Source organism: Aridibaculum aurantiacum (assembly GCF_017355875.1).
Lineage (GTDB): Bacteria > Bacteroidota > Bacteroidia > Chitinophagales > Chitinophagaceae > Segetibacter > Segetibacter aurantiacus.
Genome location: NZ_JAFEWC010000001.1, coordinates 790,255 through 805,328, shown reverse-complemented (window position 1 = coordinate 805,328; position 15,074 = coordinate 790,255). Strand labels below are relative to the sequence as shown.

The 15,074-nt window shown below is 42.7% G+C and carries 11 protein-coding genes, 1 tRNA gene and 1 riboswitch; of the genes, 4 read left to right on the top strand and 8 right to left on the bottom strand.

The window, feature by feature from the left end; genetic code table 11:
- Positions 1 to 53 precede the first annotated feature (53 nt).
- The 4 genes from J4N22_RS03475 to J4N22_RS03460 form a co-directional block, all read right to left on the bottom strand.
- Entirely contained in the window at positions 54 to 1,607 is a 1,554-nt protein-coding gene (locus J4N22_RS03475) for a glycoside hydrolase family 28 protein (protein ID WP_207492317.1), read from the bottom strand.
- 232 nt (positions 1,608 to 1,839) lie between these two features.
- A complete protein-coding gene (locus J4N22_RS03470) occupies positions 1,840 to 3,405 on the bottom strand; it encodes an MGH1-like glycoside hydrolase domain-containing protein (RefSeq protein ID WP_207492316.1) in 1,566 nt (521 codons plus the stop codon).
- A 101-nt stretch (positions 3,406 to 3,506) separates the two neighbouring features.
- Entirely contained in the window at positions 3,507 to 6,275 is a 2,769-nt protein-coding gene (locus tag J4N22_RS03465; protein WP_207492315.1) for an alpha-d-galacturonidase, read from the bottom strand.
- Positions 6,276 to 6,298: 23 nt separating this feature from the next.
- Positions 6,299 to 7,714, bottom strand: a complete 1,416-nt coding sequence (locus tag J4N22_RS03460) for a pectate lyase family protein (RefSeq protein WP_207492314.1) — start codon at positions 7,712 to 7,714, stop codon at positions 6,299 to 6,301.
- 476 nt (positions 7,715 to 8,190) lie between these two features.
- Here J4N22_RS03460 and J4N22_RS03455 point away from each other — a divergent pair, with 476 nt between their 5' ends.
- Together J4N22_RS03455 and J4N22_RS03450 are read left to right on the top strand one after the other, a co-directional pair.
- The gene (locus J4N22_RS03455; RefSeq protein ID WP_207492313.1) at positions 8,191 to 9,597 is read left to right on the top strand and encodes a glycoside hydrolase family 88/105 protein; all 1,407 of its coding nucleotides are present in this window, start codon (positions 8,191 to 8,193) and stop codon (positions 9,595 to 9,597) included.
- A 215-nt stretch (positions 9,598 to 9,812) separates the two neighbouring features.
- Positions 9,813 to 10,052: a hypothetical protein gene (locus J4N22_RS03450; protein ID WP_207492312.1), complete on the top strand. Its 240-nt coding sequence runs from the start codon at positions 9,813 to 9,815 to the stop codon at positions 10,050 to 10,052.
- A 73-nt stretch (positions 10,053 to 10,125) separates the two neighbouring features.
- On the opposite strand, the gene J4N22_RS03445 is transcribed toward J4N22_RS03450, so the two are convergent.
- The 4 genes from J4N22_RS03445 to J4N22_RS03430 all read right to left on the bottom strand — a co-directional run bounded on the left by J4N22_RS03445 (position 10,126) and on the right by J4N22_RS03430 (position 13,146).
- A tRNA-Arg gene (locus tag J4N22_RS03445) sits at positions 10,126 to 10,197 on the bottom strand.
- Positions 10,198 to 10,310: 113 nt separating this feature from the next.
- Entirely contained in the window at positions 10,311 to 10,889 is a 579-nt protein-coding gene (locus J4N22_RS03440; RefSeq protein ID WP_207492311.1) for a MarC family protein, read from the bottom strand.
- Between the two features lie 33 nt (positions 10,890 to 10,922).
- Complete coding sequence (locus J4N22_RS03435; protein ID WP_207492310.1) at positions 10,923 to 11,138, bottom strand: cysteine-rich CWC family protein; 216 nt, start codon at positions 11,136 to 11,138, stop codon at positions 10,923 to 10,925.
- 67 nt (positions 11,139 to 11,205) lie between these two features.
- On the bottom strand, positions 11,206 to 13,146 hold the full coding sequence (locus tag J4N22_RS03430; RefSeq protein ID WP_207492309.1) for a TonB-dependent receptor plug domain-containing protein: 1,941 nt from the start codon (positions 13,144 to 13,146) through the stop codon (positions 11,206 to 11,208).
- A 107-nt stretch (positions 13,147 to 13,253) separates the two neighbouring features.
- A riboswitch (cobalamin riboswitch) is annotated at positions 13,254 to 13,455 on the bottom strand.
- A 102-nt stretch (positions 13,456 to 13,557) separates the two neighbouring features.
- Here J4N22_RS03430 and J4N22_RS03425 point away from each other — a divergent pair.
- Together J4N22_RS03425 and J4N22_RS03420 are read left to right on the top strand one after the other, a co-directional pair.
- Positions 13,558 to 14,514: a CvpA family protein gene (locus J4N22_RS03425; RefSeq protein ID WP_207492308.1), complete on the top strand. Its 957-nt coding sequence runs from the start codon at positions 13,558 to 13,560 to the stop codon at positions 14,512 to 14,514.
- A gap of 56 nt (positions 14,515 to 14,570) precedes the next feature.
- Positions 14,571 to 14,999 (top strand): DoxX family protein, encoded by a 429-nt coding sequence (locus J4N22_RS03420; protein ID WP_207492307.1) that lies wholly within the window; start codon positions 14,571 to 14,573, stop codon positions 14,997 to 14,999.
- Positions 15,000 to 15,074 lie beyond the last annotated feature (75 nt).

The following is a 15,074-nucleotide window of genomic DNA, read 5'->3' as shown; positions in this document are numbered from 1 at the left end:
GCACGAAGCCTTTGTTAACCTATGCGTCTTCGTGCCTTCGAGGTTCCTGAAGACTACTGCACTACAATATTTTCAGCAACACTCTCTGCCTTTACCAATGGCTGTTGAGCGTATATAAAATTGTTTCCTTTCAGGATCACATTCTTTGTTTTTGCACCTGCTACATTTAAGAACACACCTGTTCCTTGAACAGGGAAGTTGTTGTATACAAACACATCCTGTACATTGGTTAAACTGATGGCAGGTTTACCAGCAATCGGTGCAAATGTTCTTACGCCGTCAAGTATTAACCCGTTAACATTTTCAACAGTTACAGCAGGACCATCTTTGGTTGTGATACGAACATTGTGAAACTCTATGTTCTTTGCCTGCCTGATAACCGCACCTGTCTTAGCTGTAAACTGGATATCGTTGAACGTAATATCCTCCACCGGCATCTCCTCCAAACCATTAATGAAAATGGCTTCATTGGTTTCGGCCGTTACATTACTGATATGAATATTGCGGAACTTAGGTGTTCTTTCACTTACCGGTTCAGGTTGTGTTTTAGCATACTGCAAGTCCATCACTATAGCCTGGTCGCGTATGTTCTTCATGATGATGTTGCTTACTCGAATTTCTTCCACTACTCCACCACGACCTCTTGCAGATTTAATACGAATACCGCGATCGGTACCATCGAACACACAGTTAGAGATCGTGATCTTCTTTACATCACCACTCATCTCGCTACCTATTACCACACCACCATGACCACTGAGCATTGTACAATTGGTGATGGTATAATTTTCAGCAGGCATTGCCTTTGTTCTACCCGGCAAATCCTTTCCTGATTTTATAGTGATACAGTCGTCACCAACGCTGATGTGGCAGTTAGATATCCGCACATACTTACAGCTGGATGGATTGATGCCATCCGTATTAGGTGAATGCGGGTTGAATATAGAAACACCATCAATCACTACATTTTCGCAGAACTCAGGTGTTACAGTCCAGAAAGGAGAATTGACAATGGTGATACCTTGTATCAGGATATTCTTACTATACAAAGGCTGGATGAAGGCCGGGCGCAAAAAGCCGCGGATCATCTGTTTTGGTTCATCAGGGAGCAGAATATTCTTGTTCAGGCTGTCGAACATATACTGCCACTTACTACGCGGCTGATCCTGCTTGTAGCCTTCTACAAAGTCCCACCATTTCTTACCATGGCCATCAATTTTACCACGACCAATGATGGAAATATTTTCTACTCTATTAGCATAGAACAAAGGCGAAAAGCTGGTTACATCAACACCTTCGTAACGAGTTTCAACCATTGGTAGGTAGTCATCAAAGTTGTCGCTGAAGTGAAGCTCGGCACCTGCATCTATAAAGATGGTGATGTTGCTTTTCAAATGTATGGCACCGGTAAGGTATTTACCTGCAGGAAAATAAACGGTACCACCACCAGCTTTAGAAGCAGCAGCTATCGCATTGGCAATTGCTTTTGTAGCGATCTTACTGCTGTCATTCTTTGCACCATATTTAAGCACATTGTAATACTGTTGTGCAGTTGCAGCATTGGTTAGCAACACTAATAGCAGAAGTAATTTTGAAGCTCTAATCATGAATGTTTTCTTGTTCAAAATATTTATTTAAATAGGTTTTTTTGGTAAATGCTATTTGGGCTAAAGCCCATTGAAAATTTTATTCTTATTTTCCTCTACCTAAAGGGCGAACTAAGTGATTATCTAAATGTCCAATTTGCCATATTTAGATTTTAAAGAGCGAGCACAGTAATTTTCATTTCTATTTTTTAAATTAATTGCCACATCTTTCAAGGTGTGTCAGGAATATTAATTACATCTTCGCTTTTACAGGCTGTAGTTTGTTGCCTTTATATATCTGTTTACCATCTGCATAAATGAACAAGCCTGCGCCTTTGTTATACTTTGTACCGTTCTTATCGTATACAATGCTCAGGTTCCTTCCATGGTAAGGAATGTTATCTAGAGCAAACCAGTCCCACTTACCTTCAGGTACTAAAGGATAAAGTTCAACCACATTGTCTTCTCTTGGCTTCAATCCTACGAGATCGTTGATGATCAGATCAGCAAAAGAAGAATGGTTGTAGTAACTGCTGCGTGGATTATCACCTTTTAACCAATAACCTGTTTTTTCATCCTGGTACTCGCCAAGGTAAGGCTTACCATTCTTTTGATGTGACCATGCATAAGTATGCAGCTCATCGTAGAACACCTCGGGTGTCATGCTGTTTTTATTCTTGTAATTAGTCAGCAGGTTGGATAGTGCTTTCAGCGTTTGCGTAGTGGCATAAGGCCAAACAGGCCCATCCCACTCACAACCATGACCAGAGCCATGCGTTCTGAAAAGTGGATGACGACGCTCTGCAGTTGTCAATCCCCAAGGTGCATCGAAGCCTGTTGTATCACGTATCTGCTCCCACTGCACGGCATACTCCTTCCTGTCGTAAGGCAGGTTGAAGTACCATGGTATAAAACCAATGGCTTCACGTGCATCATTCAGCTTACCATTTGGATGACGTACTTTAAAAAAACTTGCATTGCTATCCCACAAGCTATCGTGCACCAGCTTTTTTAGCAGCTGCGCCTTTGGTTCGTAAATACGTTTGAAACTATCGATGCCCAATGCATCAGCCATTTTAGTCATTGCTACAGCATTTCCATACATGTAGCTGTTGATGGTTGGGCGCATGTTCTTATCCTTGCGGCTACCGCTGATGCTTTCTTCCATTGCATCGCGTACATCATACTGCCAGAACATGTTGTTTGGAAGCTGCTTGTCTTTCTCCCATTGCTGGTAGTCTTCGTGCAGTACAGAAATATTCTTTAGAATAAAGTCCTTGTTGTGATGAACAAGGTACAAGTTATAGATAGCGTTTTGTAGCCAACTGCTAAATGCTCTTAGGTGTGGCTTCGGCGTTTTAGGATCAACATGTAACCAGAAGTCTACGTATTGGTTTACATACTTTGGATCGCGTAACCACCTTGCTTCATAGATATGGTGACCAAGACCACTGCTGACTGTGTTATGTTTTCCTGCGTGGTTAACCTTAGTAATGAACTCAGTGAAAACAAAGCCATCTGGCGTTTCTTTCAAATGCTTACGCAGGGCCCACCAGCGGTAATAATAGATCTTCTCCAATGTAGTATCAGGACATTCAAACAGTGGAATGTTTTGAGACAACCAGCCATAGGCATCTTTGTTCAAAACATAGTTGAAGGTGTACTCGCTATCCACCGCGTTGAAGTAATTGACGTAGTTCTTCAGCTTGTTTGTGGAGAGGATACTATCTCCGCTTACCTGTGCTATGGGCCGGGAACTGGTACAACTTGTGAAAGCTACCAGTAAAGAAACAGCCGCTGATAATATATACTTGTTCATAATTAATCAAAGCTATAGTCCGCTGAAGTGAGTGACATGTCTGCCGACAGGCAGGCATAAAGATGTTGCTATGAAACACCTCAGCTGGTAATAAAATATTCCTATTCAAAAAGCCAATCCAATTCTCTTTTTACTCCTCCTGACACCAGTCCTGTATCATACGTCGGGAAAGGTTCATTGTCATCCACAAACCCTAGAATGAGTACGGTACCTTTAGCAAGTGTCAATGTATTGTTGCCAGGTTTGAACGAATACGTGTGAATGTTCACTGGCGGCATACCCGAGACCAACAACGCATTGTTGATCTTAGCTTCGGCCTGTCCATAATCGTTTGCACTCGCATCCGTTTCTAATTGTGGCGCCTGCAAAAACCGGCGATCTTTATCATTGAAATAACCAACCAGTACTTTCACTGGCTTTGTATTGCTAAATCGTAATGTCGTTCCTTCAGCCAATTGCTTGTTCCTGTCCAGCTTAATCGCATTCAAAGCTTTCAACTCTTCAGCATAGTCTTTTATGTAAGTGGCAGTGTCAACAAATAAGCTGCTTCCTGTACTGACCAAATAGTTTTCGTACGTACCATCAAGCTTTACATCTGCACTTTTTAACACTGGTCTTTTATTGGCCACTTGTGCAGCTTGTGGTGCTTTTAGCGAATCAATTTTTCTTTTGAAGGTTGTTAGCTCCTGTTCATAAATGGGTAGCAATTCCCACCATTCTTTCATTTTACCATCGTTGCCACCAACTGGTATCTTACGCTGCTGTGTCTGCATGCTATTAGCATAGAGGTAAGTGTCTTTGGTCAGGTCAACCAATTGCTTGTAGTAGTCAACACTATTTTGCAAATGAGGCACAGCCTTCTCCAGGTCACTTATGTCATTTGAATATTTGTAGCGTAACACGTGTAAAGCAGCTTCCGCTTTAGAAGCGAAATTATTGGCGAGTGCATTGTAGATATGCATATCGTTTTTGATCCTGGCAAACTCAGCTTTATTTGCTTTTACATTTGGTGCAGCCAGTTCAATTGCTTTTACTGCTTTATCACCATGTGCTCTTACTTCGTTAATTACCTGCACAGGTGTTTCACCAATGTGCGGTTGCTTCTTCCACTCTTTCTCAGCATACTCAGTGAGCATCTCACCTTCAGGACCTTCAGAATTATATAATAGCGTAAACAAACCATAGCGATAAGGATTGATCAACTGTGTCATCAACATACCTAAGGTTAGTGTTTGCCTGTTGCCGTCTGTAATACCAAAGCGACGTAAAAGCTTCGGTGCTATCTCTCCTGTTTCTTCATAAGCTGTAAGTATATGTTTACCATTTTGCGCATTGGTTCCATATTCCTTTCCAATGATATTACTCCAGTAATTAATCTCTTTGCTGCGGTCGCGATTGGCTTTCCATGCATAGCGGCTCCATGCCTTGTTCCATATCCAATCGCGGTCTATTTGCAATAATCTTTTTTCTGCTTTGTCTGCTGTATAAGGCCAATCCCAGTAAGAAGCTTCGGGATAAAGATGAAGACCATTGGCCTGGTAAACATTGTGCATGGCCTGCACACTCTTCTGAATAAAATCAGGCGAGCCATAACGGAAAGGCTCGAGGTTGGCAAGGATGTGCACGTTCTCAATTTGCACAGTACCAATATTGCTTAGCTTACGATGAAGTTCTGCCCATGGACCGCGGGGCGTATAAGTTGTCAGCGCTTCACCATTATACTTGGCCATCGTATACAAGTTCTTATACAAAGGCAAAGCTTCTTTCATCACTGCAGGTGCATCGGTATCGTGTGCACGTAGTACAATGGGTGGTTCCGTTGTATCACCCAATGCTTTTAAACCATCTTTTACACCAGGAATAATGGTTTGGGTAAACCAGTCAATATCATCTTGACCTACTCCTTCCATTGCCTCACCCAAAGCTACCAGCAAGCCTACATTCGGATATTTTTCAACAAAAGCAGCAATAGATTTCCTGGTGTAATCTGCAATAAGAGGAACAATTGGACGATTGCGATCTTGTGTTTTGATACCATGCTTTTCAGCAAATGGTTTTGATACAATGATGTTGTAAAACATTTGCACTACCCATATACCTCGCTTATCAGCTTCAGTGGTAAGAAAGGTAAACATCTCTTCATTCTTCTTGAATGTTTCATCATCTACCTCTACAGCATATGGATAATCTTTTAGCTTAACGAGCGAAGCAAACGGATGACCATTCCAGAGGTAAAGAGAGTTCATGCGGTTGTCAACCATCATGTCGAGGTACTTTATCCAAAGCGCCTTGTCGTAAAACCATGGAAAGGTTTCAGGAGTGTAAGGATATTCATACACATGACGGCCGGGCAAATAAACCGGCTTTTGTAAACCTACACATGCACCACGCATCACCATCTCAGGTGCATCCACTATATTGACAGTTGAAGGAAGTTTTTTCTGAGCAGCTATTTGTTCTGCCAATTCAAGTGAGCCGTAAAGAGCTCCTGAAGCATCATTACCAGAAATAATGATCGCATCATTGGAAGCATTGATAGCAAAGCCTTCTTTGGTGGATAGAGGTTGGGTAGATACTTTATAAATAGCAGTTGCTTTATTTAATAAAGCATCATCTTTTGTTGCAATAACAATAGCAGGTTTACTTACAGCAGTAACATCATTTGCTTTAACTGTCCTTGTTTTATAACCGGCTGCTACCAGGCCTTTTGCTAACTTCTCTGCACCAAACTGAACCCTTGCATGGGCATCTACGGGAATAACAATAGCCACTGTTTTAGCAGTAGCTGTCGCTTTCTCCTGGGCATGAAGCGCAGGTATGGAAAGTGTTGTTACAAATAATAATGCAGAGACTGTTTTAAAAAATTTCATCGGCAACGTTTCGTTCTTTTACACTACTTGGTTACGAGACTATTCAGGTATTTCTCAAGCATTGTATATCCATCAGGTCCTACATTGTTCCTGTCTTCAGGGTTGTTAGGATCTAGTTTATTCTTCTTCTCCCATTCATCAGGCATACCGTCATGATCGGTATCTACCGGAGCCGCAGCAGTTTTGTAAACAGGCCATCCGCCTACAGCTTCGGGGCTATCAATGATACCTGGCTTGCCAAATACACCCATGCCTTTTGCTGTTTTGGTTTTTGTTTCATTCACCACTCTTTCATCTACAGCATCACGTTTAGGAAAAGTAGCACCAGCATTTGCTAAGACTGCTTTGTAAGCATCTTTTGCTGATTGATCTGCGATGGCGGCGGTTACAGCGAAAGGAGATTTAGCTATTGCTTTACTTCTATCCTGCTCTGGTATTTTTGAAAGATCCAGTCCTTTGTAATTGTCTTTGGTCAATGCTTTATCACCTTCCATGATGTTGCCTGATAAATACCATTCACCAGTACCGGTTGATGCATCGCCTGCATGTAGTGCCTGCATAAACTTCAAGGTAATGGCAGTAGCAGGTCCTGGGATGTAGTAGTTGTTGACCATGTTTACCTGTGACACACCGCCCTTGATCTTCATATCGCCACCATATGGTGCATTGGCGCTACCCCAGTTGTAGATAATGTTATTTCTATAGTCAATTAGAGCAACCGTATCATGTGCACGTGAACCATTGAAGCGAACTGCCCGGCTGTTAAGATTTGTAAGCAGGTTGTGATGGTAACTAGCATATTGTCCGCCCCAAACACCACCGTACGACCTGTGACCTTTCTGGTGTCCCGCCTCGTACAATCCTTCACTTACAATGCTCCATTGAACGGTAGTATTCTTGGTATCGTACATAGCAGCAACCTCTTCGTTGGCCCAGCTAAATGAGCAATGATCGATAATTACATTATGGCAGTTCTCCATATCAAAACCATACAAGCCTTTTTTGTCGGTGCCGCCTGGCCTTGACCTGATATACCTTACTATAATGTTCCCTTTATTACCGCCTTTACCGGCGCCACTTATGATAAAAGAATTTCCTTTTAAACAGATCCCATCACCTGGTGCTGTCTGACCAGCTATGGTAACATTTGACCTGCGAATAACAAGAGGCGTTTTCAGATCGATCAAACCAGAAGTGCGGAAAACAACAGTGATCGGATCATCTGGATGCTGCTGAAGCGCATGACGAAAACTTCCTTCACCATCATCATTAAGATTGGTTACTTCTACCACTTTACCTCCACGACCACCTGATGCATATTTACCAAATCCTTCGGCGCCGGGAAAAGCAATTTGCTGTGCCTGCACAGGTATATATATAGATGCACTGAATAGTAAGGATAGCGCTAAAAAAACTTTGTTTCGAAGAGGTTTAAACATGGCTTCAATCTTTGACTTTAGCAAGATGAAAAAAGAAAGGGCTGAAGTGAAGACAACGCCCTGGTATTGCTTGCTTGCTTGAGAAAATTTTGTTTGTGTACCGGTTGTTGTAGTGAGAAAGAGAACTATAAGAGGTTTTGAAATGCAAGTAGTGCATCGAACTTCATATGGTTATTTATCAGACAGCAACGGTTACAGGTGGCTCCGGAATTCATGTTCCGAGAGCTCAATCTACTTCCGTAAAAGTAGCGCAAGGTGGTACGCGTAAAAATGAAAGATTTGACTGAATTGATGGATTATTCTGTAGTGTTTTGCAATAATGCAGGGATACAGGAGATGGCTTGTTAACTTACACTCAATAAATCTTCAAGTTATTTTTCCGGCTTTTTGGTTCCTTTGCAAGGAAGGATAACAGTGTGATCACCTGCCAGTATGTATTCGCAGGGTTATAATTTAAAAACTTTTATATGCTTACTATGAATAAACACCGCTTCATAATTCAGTCGTCAAAGCTTACCTGCATCACCCTAGTATATACGCTGCTCATCTTTAGCAGTTGCACTTCTTCCCGTAACCAAAAGGCAGTTGCGCAAGGGGAAAAATGGTCGCAGCAAATGGTAGAGTCGCATGGACTGAAAGACTTTTATACCAATAAAGTTCATCACGAACAATTGGCAACTACCGGCTGGGATTACGTGACAGGACTGATAGCTTTTTCGGTGCTGAAAGCGTGGGAGCAGTACCCTGACAAAATGGAATATTACAATGCAGTGAAAGCATTTGCTGATAAAAGTACCAGCCAGGACGGTTCTCAAATTGTTCATTCAGGTGGGAAGTCAGCATTAGGGCCAAGTAATATCGATGATCTCGCTGCCGGCAGAATTTTCTTAACGCTGTATACGGAGGAACTGAAAAAAGGCAATACAAAAGATGCAGAGCGTTATAAAAATGCGCTGACACTCATCCGCAACAAACTGAAACATGATCATGCACGAATAAAAGAAGGATTACCCGGCGCTGGCGGATTTTGGCACAAAGCGCAGTATCCAAACCAGATGTGGCTGGATGGCTTGTACATGGGGGCGCCAGTATATGCACTATGGCAAACTGCATTTGGTGCAGGTAATAACGCAGAACACCAGCAGAGCTGGACAGATATTGCGCATCAATTTAAGATACTGCATAAGCATACCTATGACGCCGCCAAACAACTGAACTATCATGCATGGTCTGCTACACCCAACGATCCTAATTCGTTCTGGGCAAATAAAAACGAACCATTTACCGGCGCAAGCAAAGAGTTCTGGGGACGTGGAATGGGCTGGTATTTTGCAGCCCTTGTAGATGTGCTGGAACTGATGCCAAAGGATCATCCTGATTATGCAGCCATTCACAAAATATTTAATGAAGTAGCTGCTGGCTTAAAGAGATGGCAGGACAAACAATCGGGTGTTTGGTACCAATTGCTGCAATACGACTCCACCATGCGCGGCGATGGCACAGGCGACGTTGTAAACGGTAAGACCTACAATGCATGCACGATGGCAAATTACCTGGAGGCATCGTGCTCATCCATCTTTACCTATGCATACTTAAAAGGGATGCGCCTGGGCCTGCTGGACAAACGCACCTACAGGCAAACAGCTGAAAAAGCCTACGAAGGTTTACTTAAGAACTTTGCACGCAAAGAAGGCAGCAGCGTTGACATCATTCAAGTATGTGCATCTGCAGGTTTAGGACCAGCCAGCAATCCTGCACGTACGGGTACAGTCAACTACTACCTGTGCGGACCAGATGTTACCGTTGTAAAAAATGAAGGCAAGGCAATAGGTACATTCATTCTTGCATCGGTGGAGTATGAGCGGTATTTGTCAGGTAAATAATGACTTCTCCTATTATTAGCACCAGCAAGAGCATCTGCATACTATTGCAGCTGCTGACAATGTCTGTCAAGTTAATTTTCTTTCTTACTGGAGGATTGGTAAGTATTAACCACTCCTAAAGTTGTATTTGATCTTGTCATACACAAGTCAACTTTAAGGTGCATGAGAACAACAATCACGCATAACTAACCTGGCAAGACCTTAGCTTCACCATAATGGACGACACTATTGAAATACCCATAACCTGTAAGGGTAAAGAATACAGCTTTGCAGCCAAACTAATCAAGTATGGATATATCCATAGAATTGAAGTAGATATAGACGGTGTGCAAGTTTTGTTTGAACCTGATGAAGAGAGGAACTACAGGGCGATCATAGGAAGCCATAATGAACCAAATAACGAACAAGCTGAATTGATACGAGCTGTTATACAGGTGCTGGATAATCTTGAATAATTTATCCCCCCTTGGCCGGGATTATAACAGCATCAACGATACTGGTTGTATTAACTAAAACCGAAAGCAGTAGTGGCCTCGCCAGGAATCGAACCTGGATCTGGAGCTTCGGAAACTCTTATACTATCCATTGTACTACGAGGCCTGTTTGCTGCTCTTTATTATGCCGTACAAGTGAGTGACACAACAATGCTGAGCCTTGTGCTACAGCTGGTACCATACATTAACTTTGCGAAGCAGCAGGCGCAAAAGTAATTGTTACTTACCAAAGTCGCCCATGTTGGTGCTGAATATCTTTACTGCTATGGCCAACAGGATCACGCCGAAGAATTTGCGCACAGCTATCAGACCGGCAGGACCTAATGCACGTTCTATGAGACGTAGCGACTTTAGCACGATATACACCAGTATCAGGTTGACCAATATCGCCAGCAGTATGTTTATCTGTGCGTAGTTGGCCTTTAGCGACATGATGGTGGTAAGCGTGCCTGCCCCGGCAATAACAGGAAAAGCAATAGGCACCAGCGTTCCGGCACGTGCGTCTTTCTCGCTTTTGAATATCTCGTGGCCCAGTACCATCTCTAACCCCAGCAGGAAGATTACAATAGAACCGCCCACTGCAAACGAGCTGATGTTTACACCCATGAGGGTAAGAAACGGCTCGCCCATGAAGAGGAAGGCGATCATCAGTGCGCCTGAAATAAGTGTAGCTCGCAGCTCCCGTATGCCGCCCATTTTTGCTTTTAATGAGATAAACAAAGGGATAGATCCTATGGCATCTATCACAGCAAATAAAGTAAAGCTAACCGTGAGGAATTGCTGGAGATCGAACTTCATAAAGCAGGTTTGGGTGCAAATATAAAATTGCTGCTACTTCTGCCGCAGGTTGTCTTTTGTTTTGCCAGCATCATTTACCAACTGCTGTAAACAGGCAAGACACAAGCAGTCGTCGTAAGATTTTTTTATTGTATCCATCACCTTTACCGGCAGCACAACCTGGGTACATTGGCAGTGCGCTATGTTGTTTGCCTTGCACTCAAATGTGTTCTTGCAAGCGGGGCAGGTCTTCATTTCGTGTACACCCATAGCAGCTAATTTGATGGTACAAAAAAGCCGGCATTGCTACCGGCTTTCATTATATTTTCCTGGTGAATTACAATTTAAATGTTACACCTCCTGTAACCAAAGTTGGTATAGAGTTGTAACCGCGTATATCGAAGAACCTGGTGTTGGTGATGTTTTGAGCATCAAGGAAGAAAGTCCAGGTATCACGCAGTTTGTATTCAGCATAAGCGTTCAGCAAAAAATAGCTGTCAAGCTTGATATCATTCGCCTGGTAACCACCTGCATCAAAACGACTTCCTACATACTTACCTGCTACACGTACATGCAAAGCTTTGGTGAACTGGTAACCTGCAGCAATGTTCAGGTTGTGCTTTGGCCTGCGCAACAAATGCGAGTAGGTTGTATCCTTGAAAGTAACGCGGCTTTGCGAAACCTCTTCAGGGTTTAGATAAGTATAGTTAGCTGAAAGGGTAAGAGCGGTAGTAGGACGAACAACTGTTTCCAATTCTACACCATTTACTTTCTGGCTGATGAAGTTGTAATACCTAAAGTTGAAGTTGTTGAAATCAATTCCATCTTTTATGTCGCGGTGGAAATACACGATGCGGCTATTAGCCACTTCATGCTGGTGCTGTAGTCCCAGTTCGTAATTGGTAGAACGTTCAGGCTTCAGGTCTCTTACACCAAAGGAAGAATACAACTGGTAAAGCGTAGGCGCTTTAAAACCTGTAGCTATACTACCAAATACCCTGAACTGGTTGGTGATGCTGTACGAAGGATTGAAAGTAAAAGTATGATTGCTGCCATAACGTGAATGCACATTCAAACGAGCACCTACTTCTATATTTAGCTTCTGGCTGTTATCGCGCACAAGCAACGAGCCGTACAGTGATGACTGGCTAACGGATGTATCGCTGAAAGATGACTCGTAAGGTCCCCAGCCGCTGAGTGAATAAAAATGACTGTTCATGCTATTGAAGCGGTAGTCTGCACCTTGCAAAAATGTAACATTCTTACTTAGCTCTATACTACTGTAAAGCTCTGCAAATTGCGAACGTCCATTGAAGTTGTCTGTAGAATACGTGCTGAAACCTGCAATATGAACACTATCATTCAGGTAGTTCCTGCGGTTCTCGCTGTATTGGTAGTTACCTGTAATGCTTACAATGTTTTTCCTGAAATGGAAACCAGCACCTGTCATCAACAGTTTGCTGTTAGTTGTATAATCTCTTTCGTCAGTAAACAGGCCAGCATCCAGGTCTGTTTTATACCTGCTTTCTTGTATGAAAGTGCGGAACGACAGGTTCTCATTCGCCTGGTACTGCACCGAAGTATTGAATACATCGCTGTTATAGCCATCATTGTCAAAGTTTGCTTTACCGGTGCTGTCGTGTGCTGATGAAAAACCATTGGTAAGCATTTTTGCATAACGCGTGGTGTAGGTAAATTTACCAAGCTTACCGAACAACTGCAGGTTGCCTCTAAAGGTGCCATAGTTGCCTGCAGCAACCGTTGCTGCTACATGTACAGGTTTGGTAATGTCTTTTTTTAGCGTAATGATATTGATAACACCAGCCACCGCATCAGAACCGTATAAGGTAGACTGTGCACCACGCGAAATCTCGATGCGCTCAATATTGTTCAGGCTAAAGAGGTTGATGTCGAAATCGTTTTGGATGAATGATGGATCGCTGATAGGAATACCATCTACCAAAATAAGTGTACGTCCAGATGAAGCACCACGCATGTACACAGTCTGGTTGCTGCCCATGTTGTTCAGCGCACCATTGATGGTTAATCCTGCCTGTTCGTTCAGCAATTGAGGAAGCGTACGGCCGCTGTTCTGCTCTATCTGTTCTTTGGTAATAACACTGATAACCTTGCCGGTAGTACTTTGTTTTTGCGGAAGTTTATTTGCGGTTACTACCACTTCATCCAATACAGATGAACGTGTAGTGTCTACTGATTGTGCATGCAAGCCCAAGGCTGATGCAGTAAGTAGAGAAAGAAGGTAAAATTTCTTGCTCATAGCAATTTGTTCATTTTTGACTATGAGCCTTCGGAAAACAGGAAAGAAATGCAACGTCTCTGAACACAAGACACTCACATCTCCAGCTTTTCGCCCGAAAGCCCGGTGATTAAATAATTGGTATGGCAGGTCTTCTGGCTCGTTGCCTGCTGAACGCCTTCCCATCATTTTACTGACAGTGGCCAATGTTCAACAGTTACTCAAAATTTCATTCTGAAAAGCAACATACAGCTACGGGGATAGCGCCGGACTTACACCGGCTTCCCTTTTCATTCCGCCCTTGCGGAAACCAAACCGGGTGCAAATGTAGCAGTGCAGGTGAAAAGGAAAAATATTTTTTCTTCTGGGTGAATGAAAATGAACCACCTGCAGTTGTTGGTACATCTTTTATGAATATGAAATAAAAAGGCTATGAATTTAATTGACTTCTTTCTCTTTATTATCATATTACTGGCTGTATATGGTGGCTATGTGCGCGGGTTTATCGTAGGAAGTATAGAGCTGATATCATGGGTGGCAGGCTTGCTGCTTGCCTTCTGGGGGTACCAATACATAGCCGCTCTCATAGAAAAAGGTTTTCCCAATATTGGTGTATGGAATTACCCTATATCATTTTTCATAGCACTAATTATTGCACGAATCATTCTTGGGAAAATAACAGCCCGTTTTTTTGCCACTACCCCACCCCAGGCACATGCCAATATTGCTAACAAAGCGCTTGGCACTGTTCCGGGTTTTGTAAATGGGATTATTTATGCTACCATCATTTCTGCATTGTTACTAGCCTTCCCCTTATCGGATGGATTAAGTGAGAAAACAAGAGAAAGTAAGATTGCCGGCAGGCTGGCACTGGGTGTAGAATGGCTAGATGAAAAACTATCACCGGTGTTCGATGAAGCTGTTGGTAAAACCATCAACAACCTGACAGTAGAACCGGAATCTACCAAGTCATATGATCTGAAGTTTACAGTAGATAATCCTAAACCACGCCCTGACCTGGAAGCGCAGATGCTGGAAATGGTAAACGAGGAACGGGCAAAAGAAGGACTGAAACCGCTGAAGGCCGATCCTGAAATGACGGAAGTGGCAAGAGCACATTCACGTGATATGTTTGCCAAAGGATATTTTGCTCACGTAAATAAAGAGAATGAAACACCGGCTCAACGTGCACGAAAAGCAGGTGTACGTTTTTTAACTGCAGGTGAAAACCTAGCATTAGGACCCACATTGCGCATATGCCACCAGGGCCTGATGAACTCACCGGGGCACAGAGCAAACATTTTACATAAAGCTTACGGAAGGTTGGGCATTGGCGTACTTGATGGCGGCAGGCATGGGTTGATGATAACACAGAACTTCAGGAATTAACCTATGGCTTCAACTTATGGTGTGGCTTTGTATCTTGCCGCTTTAATATCTAATCTATGAAAAGTCTTTTCTCTACATCGTGGAATGCAGCACAAGCAAATTTTTGGTTGCTCATAATCCGAATTGCTGTTTGTGGTTTTATGCTAACGCATGGTGTACCTAAGTTTACCAAATTGGTTGGTGCCGCAGATATAAAATTTGCTGATCCCTTTGGAGTAGGTCAAACCTTTTCTTTTATTCTTGTGGTGTTTGCAGAATTTGTTTGCTCCATTTTCATAGCTATGGGATTTGCTACACGTCTTGCTTCATTGGTGTTATTCATAACGATGGCAGTGGCAGCATTTCATGCACATGCCAACGATCCTTTTGCCACCAAAGAAAAAGCATTGCTTTACCTGCTTATTTACCTGGCGCTTATGGTTTTTGGAGCAGGCCGTTTTTCTGTAGATAATATGATAGCTGGTGGCGGAAAAAGAAGAAGATAGTATCACAAGCTTCTTCAGATCTAATACCTGTCAATTTATGCAAAGACAATTGATTGCTTGTGAAATATGAAATTC